Origin of the sequence: Kineococcus gurbantunggutensis (genome assembly GCF_050871925.1) — a bacterium.
Classification (GTDB): domain Bacteria; phylum Actinomycetota; class Actinomycetes; order Actinomycetales; family Kineococcaceae; genus Kineococcus.
Map to the genome: position 1 here is coordinate 1 of NZ_JBJLSG010000104.1, position 17,166 is coordinate 17,166.

Below are 17,166 nucleotides of genomic sequence, written 5' to 3' on the forward strand. Positions count from 1 at the left end.
CGCAGGCCCAGGGTCGCGGCCTCGTGGGCGTAGCCGTGTCCCCAGGCGTCGGGGTGGAAGTACCAGCCGATCTCGGTTTCCCCGGTGGGCCGCGGCGGTGGGGCGCCCCCGGAGGCGGGCAGGGCCAGCAGCAGCAGGGTGCCCAGCAGGTGCCCGTCGTGGTGCTGCACCGCCCAGACCCGGTGCACCTGGTCCTGGCGGGATCGCCAGCGGGCGATGAGCTCGAGCGCCTGGTCGTGGCTCCCCAGCACGCGGGGGTTCGCGCCGATGTAGCGCTGGACCTCCCAGCGTGAGCACATGTCCAGGACGAAGCCGGCGTCGTCGGCGCTCCACGGCCGCAGCCGCAGGCGTTCGGACTGCAGTGTCTGCACCCGCTGATCGTGGCACTGCGGGCGCGAGCGGGACGTCCACGACAGCGGGATGACCGCAAACTCGGTGTCGTGAGCGAGCGTGGGACCGGCTACCGCGCGCAGGCTTGCAGCGCTGCTGCGGCGCGGGCCAGGACGGTGTGCGGGTCGTGCAGGATGCGGTGCCCGTCGGCCAGGACGCGACGCGTCCCGGCATCCAGTGGGACCTCGGCCCAGGAGGTGGGAGCCAGGTCGATCTCAGCCAGCAGGCCGCAGCGCAGGCGGTAGCGCTGCTCGCGCACGGGCCCGAAGATAGCGGCCCTGACGAGCCTGCTGCCGGGCCGCAGCCGCTGGAACCACCCGCTGGCGAGGGAGCAGGAGTCGAGGTCCTCGGTGAGGATCATGACGTCGACGTCGCTGGCCATGCGTTCGTGCCCGCGCGCGTAGGAGCCGACCACGGCCAGGGCCTGCACGCGGGGCTGGCGCTGAGCCCACCGCGTGAGGTCGTCGAGGAGGCGGTCGGCATGGCGTCGGCGACCCTTCAGGCGTGCGCTCACGGCGGCATGATCGCAGGGCTCTGCGCGTTTGTTCGCCCAGGCGCAGTCCTGCGGCGCCCAGTCCGCGCTTCACCAGAAGCGCGCACCTCGCGACGTGACCGGATGGTTCCCGGGATCTCCTACAGCGCCAGGCGCAAGCTCAACTGGTGCCCGAGCGAGCGGTAGCCCAGGGTGCGGGCGATACGTTGCGAGGCGATCGGGCGGGCTCGCCACTGCGGCAGCAGGCCGGCACGCAGGGCGTGGTCGCCGGCCGCGGCGGCTGCTGCACGGGCCAGGCCGGCGCCGCGTGCGCCAGGGTGGGTGAGGACGCACAGGTGGGCGATGGAGCTGGGCCAGTGTTCGTAGCCGGCCACGGCCAGGGCTGCGCCGTCGCGCAGGACGACGAAGGCGGGTGAGGTGAGGGTGTCGATCGCAGCCTCGGCAGCGTCGTCGACGGAGCAGGTGGCGACCAGCTTTCGCACGAGCGGGTCAGCGACTTCGAGGACGTGCACGTCGACGCCCTGGGCCGCGGTACTGGGGGCGGCACTGGGGGCGCTATTGGGGAAGGTGCTGGGGGAGGTGCCGCTGGTGGGGAAGGTGAGGAGGTAGGCCAGGTCGGTGGGCCCCAGGACGTCGCTGACGGGGAGCCTGCGCGCCAGCATCGAGGACGACTGTGGGGTGGGGCCGGTGGAAGCGCCGGCCAGTACGTCCTGCAGCCCGCGTTGCAGGACGTCGGCGTGGGCGGTGTCGGGCGCGGTGGCGATGGTGGCGCCGGCGATGGTGACCAGGCCGCACCACCCGGGTGGGCACAGGTGGGAGGTGGGGGCCACGACGACCCGGGGAGGGGAGGTTTCGGAGAACTGCATCGACGACCCGGCCAGGTGCTCCCAGGCGTGACGGACGGCACCCACCAGGGGCGTCTGAGCCGGCGGTTCCTCGTCCACCGGGGCATCGTCTCCTGACCGGTGGGCAGCGCGGACGGCGGAGTGACCGGAAGGCCCTCTGCTGCTCTCGACGGTGGACGTGACCTGTGCCTACAGTGGTGCTGCGGCGTTGACGGGCGTGACGACCCCCGAGCCGCGACGGCTGGTCCCCGACACCGGACCAACGAGGCCGGCCCGATCTGGGCCGGTGAAGGTGTGGTGGCACCGCGAGCAACCCGATCGCCCACACCTCCCGGGGCAGGAACTCCCCGGAGGTGATCGTGAAACGCACACTCAACACCACCCTGGCCGAGCACCTCGGCGAACCCGTCCAGCTCGAGGGCTGGATCCACCGCCGCCGGCGCCTGGCCGCGGTGACCTTCCTGATCCTGCGCGACCGCAGCGGCCTGTCCCAGGTCGTGGTCAGCGACGAGGCGACCCGGGCAGCCCTCGACGCCCTGCCCGAGGAGACCGTCGTCCGCATCACCGGGACCGCCACCGCCAACGCCAAGGCACCGGGTGGGGTGGAGATCACCGGCCCCACCCTCACCGCGCTCAGCGCACCGGCCGCCACCACGCCCGTGGAGCTGTGGCGCCCGCACCTGGACGTGGGCCTGCCGACCCTGCTGGACCACGCGCCCCTCACCTGGCGCCACCGAGAACGACGAGCGCTCTGGGAGCTGGCCGCGGCGTCCCTGCGCGGCTTCCGCACCACCCTGGACGCGGCCGGCTTCACCGAGGTCGCCACCCCGAAGTTCACCGCCACCGCCACCGAGTCCGGCGCGAACGTCTTCGCCGTGGACTACTTCGGCCGCCCCGCCTACCTGGCCCAGTCCCCGCAGTTGTTCAAGCAGGTGCTGGTCGGTGTCTTCGAGCGGGTCTACGAGACCGGCCCGGTCTTTCGCGCCGAACCGCACGACACGGTGCGCCACCTGGCGCAGTACACCTCCCTGGACGCCGAGCTGGGCTTCATCGCCGACCACCGCGACGTCCTGGCCGTGCTGCGCGAGGTCCTGGCCGGGATGGTCGCCGAGCTCAACGCGCTCGCCGAGCACGGGGACGCCGTCGACCTGGCCGGGGCGCAGGTGCCGGTGGTGCCCGAGCAGATCCCGGTCGTGCACTTCCAGGACGCGTTGCGTCTGGTCGGCGCCGAGTCGGACGAGCCGGACCTCGCGCCGGAGCACGAGCGCCAGCTGAGCCGGTGGGCCCTGCACGAGCACGGCAGCGACTTCCTCGCCGTGGAGGGCTACCCCGCGGCCAAGCGGCCGTTCTACACCCACCCCCAGCCCGGCGATGCGCGCTGGACGAACTCCTTCGACGTGCTCTTCCGGGGTCTGGAGCTGGTCACCGGCGGGCAGCGCCTGCACGAGCACGCCGACTACGTCGCCGCGCTGAGCGCCCGCGGGCAGGACCCGGGCGACTACGGCGCCTACCTGCAGGCCTTCGCCCACGGCATGCCCCCGCACGGCGGGTTCGCGCTGGGCCTGGAGCGGTGGGTGGCGCGGCTGGCCGGGCTGGACAACGTCCGCCGCAGCACGCTCTTCCCGCGCGATGTGCACCGGCTGAGCCCGTGAGCCGGCCCCCAGGTTGAGCGCGAGCGTTCGTGGGCGCGTTGCGGTTCGTGGGCGCGTTGCAGCGCTGGTGCAAGAGACCTCCGTTGCCGCTGGCTCACCAGGCGGTGGGTGCGGGAGGCTGCAGCGGTGAGCGCTCAACCGGATCTCGTGCACGAGACCCGCCAGTGGCTCTCCGATGAGCAGATCGCCGCCGCGCTGCGCCACGCCCTGGGCCAGGTACGCGCCTGCTGCGCACCGAGCAGCTGGAAGGGGGCACCTGCAACGCCGCGCACCGCGTGCAGGTCGAAGGCCGCGCGCCGCTGGTCCTGCGCGCAGCCCCGCCACCGGGGTCGCAGGGCCAGCCGAGTGCCTCTGACCTGCGCAACGAGTACGCCGCCGGTCCGTTCCTGGCCGTGCTCGGGCCGCTGGTGCCGACCACGCTCTTCGCCGACTTCACCCACCAGGTGCTCGCGCGCGACTGGCTCCTGCAGCCCTTGCTGCCCGGTGTTCCGGCGCGCCAGGTGCTGCCCGGCTGCGGACCGGCGCAGCAGCGCAGCTACTACCGGCAGCTGGGTGAGGTCACCGCCAGGCTGCACGGCGTGCGCGGGCAGCGGTTCGGGCCCGTGAGCGGGCCCTGGCACCCCACCTGGAGCCAGGAGGTCGAGCACCGGCTGCACCGGCGCGCCGAGGAGTACAGCGCCGCCGGGCTCGATCCCGCTGACGTGCACCACCTGCTGGCCGCGCTCGCGCTCCACCGCCAGGTACTGGACGAGGTGCGCACACCGCACCTGCTGCACGGCGACCTGTGGGTGCTCAACACCCTCGTCGAGCCGCGCCCCCGCACCGGTCCCGGTAGCGGCGATCAGGAAGAGGGACCGGTCATCACCGCCGTGCTGGACCACGACCGCGCCAGCTGGGGAGACCCGCTGGCCGACACCGCGCTGCACGCGGCGCTGCAGCGGGTCGGCACCGCTGCCGACGCGTTCTGGGACACCTACCCCCGTCCGGGTCGTGATGGCGCCACGCGGGTGCGGGCGCTGTACGCCTGGGCGCTGAACGTCAGCGGTGCCCGCCTGGACATCCACCGCCGCGGCCTGCAGGTGCGCAGCATCCCGGCCCAGCACTGGGACCTCGGCCAGGTCGTGCAGCGACTGGGCGCGTGAGGCGGTGCCAACACAGCGACCGCACCCACCCGGCCCGTACCTGCCCGGCCCGTACTCGCCTCGTGGCCACGACGAGCGTGGGCAACTGGTGCCGTCAGCCGTCAGCCGTCAGCCGTCAGCCGTCAGCCGTCAGCCGTCAGCCGTCAGCCGTCAGCCGTCAGCCGTGTGGCCGGTGCCGCAAGCGCGCGGGCGGTGGTGGCGAAGCGTGCCGGTGGGCCGGCCAGCTGCTGCCAGGCGGCGCGCACACCGCTCCACGAGCAGGTCGCGAGTGGCCGGAGCGTCCGCTGGGGCACCTGCTGGGGCATCGTGGCGCATCCGTCGGTCCCGGTTCCGGTGCTGCCGCGGTGGCGTGGCGCTGGCGTGTCCGGCTACCCGCCGGCCAGGTGGCGCACGAAGCGGACCTCGCGCACGCCGCTGACGCTGGTGGCAGTCCTGGACCATGTCATCTTTGAGTGCTTCTTCGGTGACGTCGAGTGTGGGGAGACCGAGCGTGGAGTTCTCGAACCTCGCCCGTCCGGCGGGAGCGTTCCAGCAACCGGTGGACGCGGACGTCGTGCGGGCGATCTGCCGGCGCGCCTTCGGTGCCGGCGTGCGGGTGCTCAGCGCGGTGGAGCTGGGTGGGGGGATGTACAACACCACCTACCGCCTGCAGCTGGCCGGGCGTGAAGAGCCGGTGCAGGGGCCGGTGGATGAGCCGGTGGTGCTGCGCCTGGCGCCGCGGGAGCAGCACCAGTTCCGCTCCGAGCGGCACCTGATGCGCGCCGAGCACGCCAGCGCGCCCTGGCTGGCCGCGCTGGCGCCGTTGATGCCGCGCGTGATCGCAGCGGACTTCACCCACGAGCTGATCGATCGGGACTGGATGCTGCACTCGTTCCTGCCCGGTGCGCCGGCGATGGGCCCGCAGGGCCTGATCGCCTACCCGCGCAGCGCCTGGGCGGGCTTCTTCCGCCAGCTCGGTGCGATCACCAAGGCGGTGCACGCGGTGCGCGGTGCGGGGTTCGGGCCGGTGCTGGGGCCCTGGCACGCGAAGTGGAGCCAGGCGCTGGCCGCGGCGTTCGCCGACATCGCCGCCGACGTGCAGGGCGTGGGGCTGGATGCGCAGGACCTGCGCGCGGTGGCGGCGCTGGCCGAGCAGCGCGCGGGGGTGCTGGATGAGGTGGGCGAGCCGCGGCTGCTGGCCGGTGACCTGTGGATCGCCAACGTGCTGCTGGCGCCGGGTGCTGCCCAGCCCACCATCACCGGGGTGCTGGACCTGGACCGCACCTGGTGGGGGGACCCGGCGGCGGACTGGGGCATCCGGATGGCGCTGGCCAAGCCGGGCACCGAGCGCGAGGCGTTCTGGGATGCGGAGGGCTACGGGGCGCTGCAGGACTCCCGGGGCGCTCGGTGGCGCCGGGGGGTGTACCAGGCGCGGCACCTGGGTGCGGTGCGCCTGGAGCACCACCGCCTGGGCGATGGCGAGGGGGTGCAGCGCACCTACGAGCAGGTGCGGGCGCTGCTGCAGGACCTGCGCTGAGCGCTCAGCCGTGCACCTGCTCGCGCAGCACCTGCTCGCGCAGCACCTGCTCGTGCAGCACCTGCTCGTGCAGGATGTCGGCGTGCCCGCAGTGCTGGGCCAGCTCGCGCAGCACGTGCAGGTAGACCCAGCGCAGCGGCAGCGCACCGCGGCGGTTGCCGTGCAGCACCTCGTCCAGCTCCAGGTCGGCCACCGCCCGCCGTGAGGCTTCGCACGCCTGCCGGTGCGCTTCGCGCACGCCGGCGATGGTGTCCTCCTCGCGCAGCTCAAAGGACTCCCCGGGGCCGGCCTCGATGCCCAGCTCCGCGCGGGAGCGGGCGGTGACGGCCTCGTCGAACCAGACGCGCTCGACGAAGGTGGCGTGCTTGACCAGGCCCAGCAGGGTGGTGGCCGAGGGCACCAGGCGGGCGCGGGCCTGCTGCTCGCTCAGCCCGTCCAGGCAGGCGCCCAGCGCGGTGCGGTGCTGATCGAGGAAGGTCTCCAGCTGCACCCGCAGCGGCTGGTCGAGGACGTCGTCGGCGCTGGGCATCGCGGGGTGGGACACCTGGGGATCATGCCAGCCCTTATCAAGCGGCGAGTCGCGCTCTTCGTCAAGACCGCGACGTCGCCAGCCGCTGGCGATCACGCACAACGCGGGATGACCGTGAGGTTGCGAGCAAGCCGTAGGCAAGCGGATCGCGGTATGAGTGAGAGCTTCTCGCCGATCTCGCGGTCAGGACCCCAGCTGAGAGCGTTGCTGAAGGATGTAGGCCATGTCCTCGCGGTAGCCGTCGCCGTGCCGCTCCTCGCGCTGTCGGTCGAAGCGGGGATCGCCGGCGAGCACGCCGCGCTCGATGTGAGCGGTGATCGCCGAGAGTCGCAGAACCAGAACGTCCAGCAGGTACGCGACGTCGATGCTGGCGTCGGTGCCGTAGGCGTCGAGGAAGGTACGCAGTCGGGCTCGCTGAGCTGGCACGGGGTCGACGCCGAAGTCGAAGCCGAACGCCTGCGTCGACCGGGGCGCGGACAGTGGGACGAAGCGGTGCGCGGCGTAGCTGAGGTCCCAGACGCGGTTGGAGGGGCCGGCGAAGTCCCAGTCAATGATCGCGGCGACCTCGGTATCGCCGGTGCCGTCCCCGCCGTAGACGATGTTGTACGGACCGAGGTCGTTGTGGCCGATGCAGTCGATGTCGACGGGCAGGACGGTGCGGGCTTGCCAGGCGCTCGGGTCGGGGGCGGTGAAGCCGGTGGTGGCCTCGTGCATCGCTCGGATGGTGCGGGCGACGGCGATCAGCGCCTGCTCGGAGCGTTGGGTGGGGGTGAGGGGGTAGGTGCCGGGCTGGCCGTGGATGTAGGTCAGCGTTTCGGTGCCGGCAGCGGGGTCGGTGTCGAGGACCCGTGGCGCCTGGATGAAGCCGCGGGTGTGCAAGTGGTGCAGCAAGGCGTGGACGTTGCGGCTCCACGGTCCGGTGCTGCGGATGACCGTGTCACCGTGGCGGATGGGTGCGGAGTTGTAGCCCCCTTGCAGCGTCTCGTCCACGCCTCGACGCTAGGGCAACGCGTCAGTTCCCTGCGGAGGGACCTCACCACTACCCGGATCACCCACATAAGCGGGATGACCGTGCGCCCGCGCACTGCGGGATGACCGTGACGTCGACCGCAGCGCGCTGTGAGCGCGCGTCGGTGACCTCAGCTGACCGGCTGCTCGTTGTACCAGCGCCACTGGGTACGTCGAGCGTGACCGGGCAAGCAGGCGCGGCCAGTGGCCCACTGCAGCACGTCCCACGGTTCGTGCTCGTCCAGCAGGCCGGTGGCGTCGGGAAAGAGCCGGTGCAGCGCGGCGGTGCACGCTCGTGCGGGTCCACGCCACTGCAGGTCCAGGCCGGTGCAGATGTCGCCGGTGTGCACGAGCACTTCGACGATGCCCATGGCGGCGGTGGCCTCGGCATCTGCGCGCCCGTAGGGGTGCCAACCGGTGGCACCAGCCGGTGCGGTGCGCAGGGCTGCGGTGAACAGGCCCGCGGCTGCACGCAGCGCCTGCACCGCCGCGGCCGCGCCGGCGTCGGGCTCGACGTCGACCGTCAGGGGGACGTAGGCGTCGGCGGCGCCGGTGATCAACTGGGCGGCGTAGGCGATGAGGTCGTCGGCGACGTGGACGAGCACTTGGCGGCAGGACCAGGTGACGTCCCCGGCTGGCCGGTTCCAGTCGGCGTCGCGCAGCTGCCACAGAGCCGAGCAGGCGGCCTCGACCGCCTCCTTCACGTCTTCGACGCTGCACACCAGTGCTGCAGTACCCACCGACTCATCGTGGCAGTTCCCAGGTGCCCGCACCCGGTGACCGCGATGACCTGGTCATCCGGACTTCGTCAAGACCGCGACGTCGCCAGCCGCTCTAGACTGCGCACAACGCGGGATGACCGTGACATCGTGGTCTGGCCGTGACCGCATCTCGATCGCAGCAGGCGAGTGAGGTGGCTGGCGCCCAGCGTCGTGCGGCGTCCACACTGCGAGCCGTGAGCGAGCCCGTCGTCGAGGTGGACCCGGCCCTGTTCGGGGCCAACCCCCGCGACCTGGACGGGGACACGCAGGACACGTCCCTGCAGGTGCGCGTCTCCAGCGACCAGGCTGAACGCGCCGCGCACGCTCTGGCCTCGGTGGTGCCGCGCTTCTACTTCGTCGTCGAGGACGGGCGGGAGCTGAGTGAGGAGGAGATGGAGCGCAACTACCTCCTGCCGCGGCCGTTGGAGAGCCCCGGCTGGGTCAGTGACGTCTACCGCCACCCTGACGGGCCTTACGTCGTGATCGACAACAACGGCTACATGGAGCCGGAGGCGGGGCGGACCACCGCCGGCCTCGTCGTTGAGGCCCTGCGGCGGGCCGGCGTCACCGGAGCCCGCCTCACCCCAGCCCCGGACCACGTCGACTTGAACCCCGACGTGGTGTGGATCGAGACCTGATGCACTGGCCGCGCCGGCCAGGAGCAACGTCAAGCGCGCACTTGGCGGCATGACCGGGCGCCGAGGCTCTGCGGTGAGTCGACCGCCGACGCCGCTCAGCCCTTCGAGCGGCGTCCCCACAGGGCGTGCGGCTTCTCACCACGGCTGCGGTGGCTCCGGTCGTGCAGCCAGGCAGCGAGGAAGATCACTGGCAGGCTCGCAGCGGTGGTGATCATCGGCCATGCCGTGTTGACGCCGACTCCGTCCGCACGCATCCCCACGATGCCGACGACAGCCAACACGACACCCAGGATCATCAAAGGCCGGCTTTTGCGGTCCCGCAGCGGGTTGCTCACCCCATGGATCATGGCTCAGCAGACTGGACGGGCAACTCGGCTCCGTCCGCTCCCATCCAGATGGAGCAGCACTTCACACTCGGGTCTGCTGCACGATCCGGTGACGTCGATCTGTCACCGGATCGTGCAGCAGACCCGCCTCCTGGTGCATGACGGCAGGTGCCGCTGGTGGCCTTGGTGCCGCCCCTGGTGATCATGACACCGGCTGTCATCCAGTGCGGTTGACATCGTCCATCTGCCGAGATCACCGCCCGGTCTTGACCTCAAGAGGCCGTTGCCGGCTCGGGCGACCGCGCACAACGCGGGATGACGGCGCGATCCGGAGCTCGTGCAGGCTGGGGATCAGCCCGCCGGCCCCGCAGTGACGCCGCTGCCGACGTTGAAGACCATCACCTCTGAGCCCACCTCGACACCGCATTGCTTCAACGCGTCCGCCGCATCGGAGCCGAACAGCGTGTTGACCGCTGCGGTGTCCATGCTCCCTCCGCCGCCGTGGACTTCCTGCCCGAGCCCGACCAGCGCGCCGTCGGCCAGGACCAGCGACTCCTGCTGCTCGTCCCAGCGGACGCCTTCAGGCCACACCACCATCGACCCACCTGCCCCGATGCAGGTGCCGATCCGGGCGAGGGGTCCTCCCACCAAGCCGGCCATGCCGCCGTTCCAGCTTCCGTCGGAGACCAGTAGCGGTCCCTGCAGGCTCGCTGACGCTGACGCTGACGAGGAGGAGCCTGAGCAGGCCGTCAGCCACGCCGCGCACGCGAGGACCCCGACCGCGAGGTGACGCGTCATCGCCGTGCTCCTTCATCCCCGGTCTGGACCATCTGTGGACAGCTTGGACGCTCGTGGTGGCAGCCACGTTCCCCAGCTCGCTGTCCCCCGTGGCTGCTCCTGCTCGCCGACCGAGCGCCTTGGCCATCATCCGCAATTCGACAAGTCCGTGAAGTCGCGAGCCGCCGGGGACAGCGCCCACGACGCGGGACGACCGTGAGGTCGAGGTGCTCGAGTCAGTGATGCGGCGGCCCCTCCTCGGGGACGTCGTCAGCGCACTTCACCTGCTGGTGCTCAACGAGGTGGGCCGCGGGCTCGACGTGCAGCTGCACGCGGGTGCGGCCCCACGCGGAGGTGTTGACGAAGCTGGTGTCCTGCCAGAGCCGGTAGACGGCCAGGACGAAGGTGGCCTCTTCCGGCGGGGCCGACCCGTCAGGAGCCGGGACGTCGCTGCTGAGCACCCGCCACGACTGCCCGGGCCGGTTCTTCCAGTACGTGGCCGGCGGGTCCTGCAACCAGTCGTGGACGTCGTGGACGTCGTGGACGCCGGCGGGTGTGGCTGCTGCGCCGTCGGGGTCGAGCTGCCCGGGGGCGTGTCCGGTGCGGAGGTAGCCCTGCACGTCGTCGGCGACGTGCTGCGCGGCGTCCTGGGCCAGCTCGTCGGCGGCTGAGGGTGGCGCCGCGGCCGGGTCGTCGCGCACCGCGAGAGCAGCGCCTGCCAGGAGCAGGCCCACGAGCGCGAGCGCGGCCAGGCGAGCACGTGTGGCGGGCTGGATGCGCAGCTGGAAGCGCCCGCTGGTCCCTGGCTCGTCCACGTCGCGGCTGGTCACGGTCGCAGCGCCCGGTTCGTGATCACTGGGGGAGTCTCGCAGGAGGGTGAGAGCCCCTCGGGCTGCCGCGTGGATCACCCCCAGGACCACCACGGCGTGCCGCGGCGGGTGGCGGCGGGTGGCGGGGAGGTGGAGGGCTTGGGGCGGCGTGGCGGGTGGGTGGCGAGGGTGGGTGGGGAGGGCGCAGACGTCGTCTGCGCCCTGCTTCGAGCTGCAGGCGAAGCTCGAACGGTTGTGGGTCGTGGCCGGTGCTGAGCTGGTCGTCTACCTGCACGAGACGTGGGACCCCCTCGGCGTGCGCGGGGGTCAGCGGGCGCTGGAAGAGCTGCGGGCAGAGGTCGCGGCGCTTCGGGCCCAGTGGTGCTGCGCAGTGCTGGGGAGAGTGGTGCTGAGCAGAGCCAGGCCCGTTTCGCGCACCGGCAGCGTCACGACCGCGCGCGGCTGGCTCAGTCTTGCTGGTGCAGGTCCTGCCAGGCGAGCTGGGCCAGCTCGTCCCCGGCCGCCGCACCGGCCAGCAGGTGCTCCTCGGCTGCGCGCACGTCGCCGCGCTGCAGCAGCAGCAGGGCCAGGTTGTGGTGACACCACTCATCGCCCGCGGCGATGCCGGCGCGGTAGGCCTCCTCGGCACCCGCCTTGTCCACCTCCGCCCCATCCACCTCCTGCTCCTGACCCGGCTCAGCGCTCAGGTCGTCCCCGGCGAGCAGGTTGCCCAGCGGCAGCCAGCACTCGCGCTGGCCGAGCTTGGCGCCCAGCTGCAGCTGCTCGCGCGCCTGCTCGCGCCGGCCGGTGGCGATCAGCAGTTCCGCCAGGTCCGCGCGGGCGGAGCCGTCCACGCCCGCCCCGGCGCGCAGCTGCTGCTCCAGCACCGGATCGGCGCTCTCGCGCGTGTTCTCCCAGCGCCAGCGCGCAGCCAGCGCCACGGCCGGCAGGTAGCCGCGCTGCAGCGCCGGCGCCAGAGCGGCCTGGGCGCGCTGCGGCTCGCCCTGCTGGTGCAGCAGGTGCGCCAGCTGCACGTGCCCCTCGGGCTGTCCACCGGCCTGCCCGGCGGCGCGGTAGGCCTCCATCGCCCCGGCCAGGTCGCCCAGCGAGTCCAGCACGTGAGCGAGGTTGAGCCAGGCATCGCTCTGCCCGGCGGCGATGGCCCGCTGGTAAGCGGTCACGGCCTCGGTGGGCCGATCCAGCTCGCGCAGGGTGTTGGCGACGTTGAACCAGATCCAGTCCTGGCCCAGGTCCACCGCGCGCTGGAAGCAGGCCAGCGCCTGCTCCTGCCGGCCCGCATCGGCCAGGTCGCAGCCGAGCTCGACGAGCTCGTCGACGTCGCTGCCGGCCAGCGCATCGCGCAGGCGCGCCTGCAGGTCCACCACCACGGCTCCAGTGTGCCCGCGCCCCGGCCCCGGCACGGCCCCGGCACGGCACTGGCACGGCACGGCACGGCACCGGCACGGCCGGGTGTGTGGTCGAGGTGCGGGCCAGGACGTGGTTGTGGTCGTGTTCGTCGTGGTCATCGGAGCAGCAGCGGGCCGGCGGTGGGTTGTGGCGGTACGTCGTGGCGGTGGGGTCATCGCCGCGGGATCGTCCCGTCCCGGTGAAGGTGTCGGCCCGGAGGTGTCCGGGTGGGGCTGTGCGGGTGGTCCGCACCCACCGGCGGGTGAGTGCTGCGGCGAGGGGGTTCCGGTGTGCTGCGGCTGCTGGTACCGGTGGTGCCGGCGCTGCTGGTAGCGCCGGGTGTTCGTGCGGCGGTGCCAGTATCGCGTTGATACCGGGGTGCTGCGGGTTGAAGGGGTGGAGGGGGTCGGGGATGGGCTGGGTCGATCCGAGCGAGCTGTCGGCGCCGGACGCCGAGCGCTACCTGCGCCGGCGCACCGAGCGGCACCCGGCGCTGCTGGGGGAGCTCGCCACCTGGGTGCGCGGCACCGCCGGCCCGTCCGAGCGGCTGGATGGGACGTGGGCGAGCCTGGTGCCGTTGTGGGCGTGGTTCGTGCGCTTCCTGGACGCCGGCTGCCCCGGGGTCCCGGACACGGTGCGCCACTACCGGTGGATCGAGGACGGCACGCTCGAGGACGGGCGCGATCACCGTCCCGGCTACGCGGGCGAGGCGGTGGAGGCCTACGCCAGCGCGGTCGTGCAGCGCCTGGACCCGGGAGCGTCCTGGCGGGTGCTCAAGCGCCGCGGCGGGCGGCGCGACGGGGACCACCACCGCCCCGCCCTGGTGCTGGGCACCGGCGATCCGCTGGGCACGGGACTGCCTGGGGGTGCCTACCGGGTGATCGACCCGGGCAACTGGGCCGGGCGCGGGCGTCAGGACGAGCGGTTGGTGGACTTCCTGCGCCCGCAGCTGCCTGCGCACCTGCTGGAGCGGGACGTGAGCCCGGATCCCTCCTTCCTGCCCGCGCCGGGGCGCCTGACGCCGGCGCACCCGTACCCGCCCTTCACCCCGGGGGATCCGGGGGAGGAGCAGGTGGAGCTGGCGCGCCCGGCCGGCGCGCAGGACGCCCCGCCGATCGGGGTCGAGCTGCTGGGCGCGGACGGGATGGTGCTGGGCATCGCACCACCGACCACGTCCAGCCCTGCTGACTCGCCGGGTGAAGCGCGGCCGGAGGGTGCCTGGTGGCCTTCGCAGCAGGAGGCCGAGGCTGAGGAGGAGGCCGGGGACCTGGCGCGGTGGGCGCCGTTGAGCACGCGGGGTCTGCACGCGGCGCTGACCGGGTGGGGTTTCACGTGCCTGAGCCAGCAGGAGGGGAGCCCGCGCCTGGATCGCGGGGTGCACCAGTACGCCTGGTACGGGCGGGAGTCGGCGGTGCTCATCGAGACGTTCACCGCGCGCGGCAGGCTGCGCGCCTTGAGCGTGCGGTTCCTGACCGACGAGGCCCACGCGGTGGACACCCCCAGCGGGCGGTGGCTGGTGCAGCGGTTGCATCAGCTGGCGCAGGCGCGCGGGGCGGTGCTGCTGCCGGCGTGAGCCGGTGGTGCCGTGGTCCGGTGCGTAGGTCCGGTGCGTAGGTCCGGTGCGTAGGTCCGGTACGTGGATGGGTGCGTGGTGAACCGGGGACGAGGCCAGCGGGTGACGGTGGAGAAGAGCAGGTGAGGGCGAGCAGGTGGGTGGGAGCAGGTGGCAGGTGGCTGAGTTGGGTACCGGGACGCTGGAGCTCGGTGAGCTCACCGATGCCGACGCGCAGCGCTACTGCCGGCGCTTCGCCGCGCAGCAGCCGCTGCTGCTGGCCGAGCTGATCACCTGGGTCGCCGACACCGGTGGGCCGCTGGATGAGCTGGACGCCACCTGGGCCAGCTTGGTGCCGCTGTGGCGCTGGTACGTCAGCTTCGCCGAGCAGGGCTTCCCCGGCATCCCCGGGAGCGTGCGCCCGCTGTCGTGGGTTCCGGTGGCCACGCCGGGGTGCGCGCACGACGTCGAGCCGGGGGCCGTGCAGCGCCGCTCCAGCTACGCCGCCCAGGCGGTGGCGGCGTACTGCTACCACGTGCTGCAGCGCCTGGCCCCGCAGGCGCGGTGGGTGCCCATCGACCTGCCGGGAGCACCGGGCGTGCGCGTCCACGGGCACCAGCTGCCCGCGCTGGAGGTCGGTGGGCTGCTGCCGCTGAGCCTGCACACGCTGAGCGGGTTGTGCGCCCGCCTGCTGGACGAGGACCCGCTGTGGGCGCACGTGCGCCAACCGCAGGCGCTGGTCCAGCACCTGCAGCGGGTGAGCGCTCCGTTCGTGCCGGGGTTGTGGGAGAGGCCGCTGGCCCCGGACGCGGCCTGCCTGCCCGCTCCCGGCCGGCGCACCCCGGCCTGGCCGTACGCGCCCTTCGAGCCCACCGGTGGCTACTTCTGCGCCCAGCGCCTGGGCCCGCGCGCCCGCCAGGGCCTGCCGCGCCCACCCGGCGCGGAGCAGGCGCCGTGGCCGCACGATGGCGAGCTGCTGCGCTTCCCCTTCGTGATCTCCACCCTCACCGACCGGCGCCGCCGGGCGCTGCTGGAAGAGGGCGTGGACGTCTTCGACGCCGCCAGGGACGTCGCGCGCCTGCCGCCCATCCCCAGCGCCGGGCTGCACGAGGGCCTGATCGCGCTGGGCTTCACCGGCCCGGACAGCCCGCGCCTGGACGAGCAGGAGCAGCACTACCTCTTCATGGGGCAGGAGGCCGGCCTGGAGGTGTACACCGAGTGCCACGGCGGGCGCCTGCGCCTGGTCCGCACCGAGCCGATCGGGGCGCAGGGGTGCAGCCTGCAAAGCCCGACGGGGCGCTGGCTGGTGCACCAGCTGCAGCTGCTGGCCGCCGAGCTGGGCGCTGGTCTGCACCTGGAGGACGTGTAGCGACGGTGGTGCTGGTGCAGCGGTCAGCGCCGGGGCGCTGCTCAGCGGTGTGGTGGCGGCGGTGGTGCTCAGCTGGGGCGTGTGGCAGCACCGGTGGTCACCGGGACGTGCCGCAGGCCCGTCCTCGGGTCGAAGGCGCGCCGGTCGGTTCGCGGCTCGCTCACGGGCCCGCTGCGCCGAGGGGCCGAGGGGCCGAGGCGTCGAAGGGCCGAGGGGTGGTGATCGCGGCGAGCACTGCGCTCGGTGAGCGGGCCGGTTGTGTCGGTGCTCCACCAGGCGAGGTGATCGCCCGTGCTGCCACGATGCGCGATCACGGGTGAGGGGAGGGGGTCGTCGTGAGGGGTTGGGTCGATGCGATCGGTCTGTGGCCGGTCATCGCGATCACTGTGGTGTGCTTGAGCGCCGCCATCGTGATCGGTCGCCGGCGGGGAGGGGACTAGGGCGCTGCACGCCCTGGTGTGCGGCGTCGGCAACGCGTGCGGGCGTGCAGCCGTGGCGGGCGCAGTGACGCGGCGACAGTGAGGGAGCGAGAGCGACGACAGGGTTGTTGCGCGATTCGGTGACAGGTCGCTGTCACTGGATCACGCAGCAGACCTGAGCGTCAACGCGCTCGCGTGCTGTCCGCAGGATGACCCGGCGGCCCCGGCGGTGGCCCCGGGGTGGCCCTTGCGGTGGTTCTGCCGTGGCTTGTCGACGGGCTTCAGCTGCCGGGTGTGGTGCAGCCCTGCTGACCGGGCAGGGGTCGCGCGGGGAAGGTGAGGCTCTGCTGGAGGTAGCCGTCGGTGGGGGTGGGGTTCAAGAAGACCTGCACGGCCGGTCCGTAGGTGGCCTTGGCGATCACTTGGCCGTGGGTGTCGTAGGCGCTCAGCTGCGCGGTGCTGCCGTGGCTGGAGCGGTGCGCGTCGGGCCGGCTGAGTGCGCGCACCGCGTGGATGCGGGCGCGCAGCTGGCGGGCTTCGGCGGCGTCAGCGGCGCTCAGGCGGGCGGTGAGCTCCTCGGCCTGCTGGGTCAGGTCGGCCTGGGCTGCGTCCAGGTCGGGGATGAGCCTCAACGTGTCCGTGCCGTAGGTGTAGGTGCTCGTGAGGTAGCACTCAGCGGGGGTGTGCTGGGCCGGGTCGTGCTGCGCACCGGACAGCAGCAGCAACGGGGCGGCCACGGCCCCGGCTGCGGCCCCGGCCATCGTGGTGCGCATCGCGCTGGGCATGCTCGCTCATCGGCAGGTGCGCATCGGTTCTTGAGGGTGTCGTCTTGAACGCCCGAACGGGTGATCGCAGGACGCCTGTGGCTGCTCGCTCATCGGCCGGGGGGTGACGTCGCCGGCGCTTGGTGATCGCGTCCGCAGGGGCGTGGTGAGCGCCAGGTGATCACGGTGTCCGGAGAAGCGGGTCAAGCTCCCCCCGCGGTCGCCGGCGCTTGACGCGCAACTGGCCACCGACGAGGCTGTCGGCCCGCTGAGCTGGGGAGAGAGCGTTGTTCGAGCAATCCATCAGGAACGGGCTGCGTGAACCCGGGGCGATCCCGCTGCTTGTCGTCGTGTGCCTGGTGGCCGTCGTGGGCAGCTTGGTGGTCAAGTACTTCCTGGACCGCCGGAAGAAGTGAGTCCCCGAGCACCCGACCCGTGGGGACCGACATCGCGCCCGAGGCGGTGCGCGAGCGCACCCCTGGCGCGGTGCAGCGTGGTGCGGTGAGCGGCGACGGAGTTCCCGGCGGCGTGGGTACAGCCGCGAGGTCGCGGCTGGGTGCTAGAGGGATCGGCAGCACGGGGCGCACCGTGCTCAGACAACGCAGAGACGAGGGACGTGAGATGCCTCGAGAGGTACCTGGGCCAGCGCAGGGTGCTCGACCGCTGGGTGTGCCCACCCCGGTGGCGGTCATCGTGTACGTCGTCGTCTCGCTCGGCTTCGCTGCCGCCGTGAAGTTCGAGGCAGCCCCGGGTTGGTCGTGGTGGCAGG

The 17,166-nt window shown here is 72.9% G+C and carries 18 protein-coding genes; 7 read left to right on the forward strand and 11 right to left on the reverse strand.

The window, feature by feature from the left end; translation table 11 throughout:
* The 3 genes from ACRYR7_RS17355 to ACRYR7_RS17365 all read right to left on the reverse strand — a co-directional run.
* The coding region (locus ACRYR7_RS17355) for a GNAT family N-acetyltransferase (protein ID WP_432573364.1) at positions 1 to 371 on the reverse strand (371 nt) is incomplete at its 3' end.
* Positions 372 to 460: 89 nt separating this feature from the next.
* Positions 461 to 904 (reverse strand): nucleotidyltransferase domain-containing protein, encoded by a 444-nt coding sequence (locus ACRYR7_RS17360; RefSeq protein ID WP_432573365.1) that lies wholly within the window; start codon positions 902 to 904, stop codon positions 461 to 463.
* A gap of 119 nt (positions 905 to 1,023) precedes the next feature.
* Positions 1,024 to 1,827 carry a GNAT family N-acetyltransferase gene (locus tag ACRYR7_RS17365; RefSeq protein WP_432573366.1) on the reverse strand — a complete coding sequence of 268 codons (804 nt, stop codon included), beginning with the start codon at positions 1,825 to 1,827 and terminating at the stop codon, positions 1,024 to 1,026.
* A gap of 260 nt (positions 1,828 to 2,087) precedes the next feature.
* On the opposite strand from ACRYR7_RS17365, the gene aspS reads away from it, so the two are divergent.
* The 3 genes from aspS to ACRYR7_RS17380 all read left to right on the forward strand — a co-directional run bounded on the left by aspS (position 2,088) and on the right by ACRYR7_RS17380 (position 6,038).
* Complete coding sequence (gene aspS / locus ACRYR7_RS17370; RefSeq protein WP_432573367.1) at positions 2,088 to 3,380, forward strand: aspartate--tRNA(Asn) ligase; 1,293 nt, start codon at positions 2,088 to 2,090, stop codon at positions 3,378 to 3,380.
* Positions 3,381 to 3,622: 242 nt separating this feature from the next.
* Positions 3,623 to 4,522, forward strand: coding sequence for a phosphotransferase family protein (locus ACRYR7_RS17375; protein WP_432573379.1), 900 nt, complete (start codon positions 3,623 to 3,625; stop codon positions 4,520 to 4,522).
* 490 nt (positions 4,523 to 5,012) lie between these two features.
* Complete coding sequence (locus tag ACRYR7_RS17380) at positions 5,013 to 6,038, forward strand: phosphotransferase family protein (protein ID WP_432573368.1); 1,026 nt, start codon at positions 5,013 to 5,015, stop codon at positions 6,036 to 6,038.
* 4 nt (positions 6,039 to 6,042) lie between these two features.
* On the opposite strand, the gene ACRYR7_RS17385 is transcribed toward ACRYR7_RS17380, so the two are convergent.
* The 3 genes from ACRYR7_RS17385 to ACRYR7_RS17395 form a co-directional block, all read right to left on the reverse strand.
* Positions 6,043 to 6,567, reverse strand: coding sequence for a DinB family protein (locus tag ACRYR7_RS17385; RefSeq protein WP_432573380.1), 525 nt, complete (start codon positions 6,565 to 6,567; stop codon positions 6,043 to 6,045).
* A gap of 183 nt (positions 6,568 to 6,750) precedes the next feature.
* Complete coding sequence (locus ACRYR7_RS17390; RefSeq protein WP_432573369.1) at positions 6,751 to 7,557, reverse strand: phosphotransferase; 807 nt, start codon at positions 7,555 to 7,557, stop codon at positions 6,751 to 6,753.
* A gap of 149 nt (positions 7,558 to 7,706) precedes the next feature.
* Positions 7,707 to 8,315, reverse strand: coding sequence for a maleylpyruvate isomerase N-terminal domain-containing protein (locus ACRYR7_RS17395; RefSeq protein WP_432573370.1), 609 nt, complete (start codon positions 8,313 to 8,315; stop codon positions 7,707 to 7,709).
* Positions 8,316 to 8,530: 215 nt separating this feature from the next.
* Between ACRYR7_RS17395 and ACRYR7_RS17400 the strand changes: the two genes are divergently transcribed.
* A complete protein-coding gene (locus ACRYR7_RS17400; protein ID WP_432573371.1) occupies positions 8,531 to 8,974 on the forward strand; it encodes a hypothetical protein in 444 nt (147 codons plus the stop codon).
* 95 nt (positions 8,975 to 9,069) lie between these two features.
* Here ACRYR7_RS17400 and ACRYR7_RS17405 read toward each other — a convergent pair whose 3' ends face one another.
* The 4 genes from ACRYR7_RS17405 to ACRYR7_RS17420 all read right to left on the reverse strand — a co-directional run bounded on the left by ACRYR7_RS17405 (position 9,070) and on the right by ACRYR7_RS17420 (position 12,274).
* Positions 9,070 to 9,309: a hypothetical protein gene (locus tag ACRYR7_RS17405; protein WP_432573372.1), complete on the reverse strand. Its 240-nt coding sequence runs from the start codon at positions 9,307 to 9,309 to the stop codon at positions 9,070 to 9,072.
* Between the two features lie 342 nt (positions 9,310 to 9,651).
* Positions 9,652 to 10,098 carry a hypothetical protein gene (locus ACRYR7_RS17410; protein ID WP_432573373.1) on the reverse strand — a complete coding sequence of 149 codons (447 nt, stop codon included), beginning with the start codon at positions 10,096 to 10,098 and terminating at the stop codon, positions 9,652 to 9,654.
* Between the two features lie 215 nt (positions 10,099 to 10,313).
* The gene (locus ACRYR7_RS17415) at positions 10,314 to 10,907 is read right to left on the reverse strand and encodes a hypothetical protein (protein WP_432573374.1); all 594 of its coding nucleotides are present in this window, start codon (positions 10,905 to 10,907) and stop codon (positions 10,314 to 10,316) included.
* A gap of 446 nt (positions 10,908 to 11,353) precedes the next feature.
* Positions 11,354 to 12,274: a tetratricopeptide repeat protein gene (locus ACRYR7_RS17420; RefSeq protein ID WP_432573375.1), complete on the reverse strand. Its 921-nt coding sequence runs from the start codon at positions 12,272 to 12,274 to the stop codon at positions 11,354 to 11,356.
* A 431-nt stretch (positions 12,275 to 12,705) separates the two neighbouring features.
* Here ACRYR7_RS17420 and ACRYR7_RS17425 point away from each other — a divergent pair, with 431 nt between their 5' ends.
* Together ACRYR7_RS17425 and ACRYR7_RS17430 are read left to right on the forward strand one after the other, a co-directional pair.
* Complete coding sequence (locus tag ACRYR7_RS17425) at positions 12,706 to 13,866, forward strand: hypothetical protein (protein ID WP_432573376.1); 1,161 nt, start codon at positions 12,706 to 12,708, stop codon at positions 13,864 to 13,866.
* Positions 13,867 to 14,023: 157 nt separating this feature from the next.
* Positions 14,024 to 15,214 carry a hypothetical protein gene (locus ACRYR7_RS17430; protein ID WP_432573377.1) on the forward strand — a complete coding sequence of 397 codons (1,191 nt, stop codon included), beginning with the start codon at positions 14,024 to 14,026 and terminating at the stop codon, positions 15,212 to 15,214.
* Between the two features lie 700 nt (positions 15,215 to 15,914).
* Here the strand turns inward: ACRYR7_RS17430 and ACRYR7_RS17435 are convergent.
* The gene (locus ACRYR7_RS17435) at positions 15,915 to 16,418 is read right to left on the reverse strand and encodes a hypothetical protein (protein ID WP_432573378.1); all 504 of its coding nucleotides are present in this window, start codon (positions 16,416 to 16,418) and stop codon (positions 15,915 to 15,917) included.
* A 266-nt stretch (positions 16,419 to 16,684) separates the two neighbouring features.
* Between ACRYR7_RS17435 and ACRYR7_RS17440 the strand changes: the two genes are divergently transcribed.
* Positions 16,685 to 16,813: a hypothetical protein gene (locus ACRYR7_RS17440; RefSeq protein WP_432573028.1), complete on the forward strand. Its 129-nt coding sequence runs from the start codon at positions 16,685 to 16,687 to the stop codon at positions 16,811 to 16,813.
* Positions 16,814 to 17,166 lie beyond the last annotated feature (353 nt).